This is a genomic window from Paraburkholderia sp. RL17-373-BIF-A (assembly GCF_046030175.1).
In the GTDB taxonomy this organism is placed as follows: Bacteria; Pseudomonadota; Gammaproteobacteria; order Burkholderiales; family Burkholderiaceae; genus Paraburkholderia.
The window spans coordinates 1-392 of the sequence record NZ_JARESO010000461.1; the positions used below are offsets into that span (position 1 = coordinate 1).

General features: G+C 59.2%; 1 protein-coding gene. It reads left to right on the forward strand.

Going from position 1 to position 392, the window contains the following annotated elements; translation table 11 throughout:
• On the forward strand, positions 1-313 hold a 313-nt coding region (locus P0D80_RS51380; protein ID WP_408296690.1), incomplete at its 5' end, for a helix-turn-helix domain-containing protein.
• Positions 314-392 lie beyond the last annotated feature (79 nt).

The following is a 392-nucleotide window of genomic DNA, read 5'->3' on the forward strand; positions in this document are numbered from 1 at the left end:
CGATGTGAGTGACAAGTCGGTGTACAACTGGGCGCACGCCTGGAATGACAATGGCCTCTGTGGTTTGCTGACCGGACATAAAGGCGGCCGTCCCCGGGCATTGTCTGATGCCATGATCGCCACGGCCATCGAAGCAGCGCGTGCCGAATCGATGACGCTCAGGCAGATTGCGCTGCGCATCCAGGAAGTTCACGGCCAGCCGTTGCCGTGCCGGCTGGAAACGTTGTCGGTTGCGCTCAGGCATGAAGGGTTCTCCTACAAACGTGGCCGCTACTCGCTTAAAAAAAACGTGATGAGCAGGAGTTCGCGGTGAAGACAGATACGCTCTCCAAGCTGCAGCAAGCGGCTCGCGATGGGGCATGCCGCCTGATCTACTTCGACCAGTCGGGGTT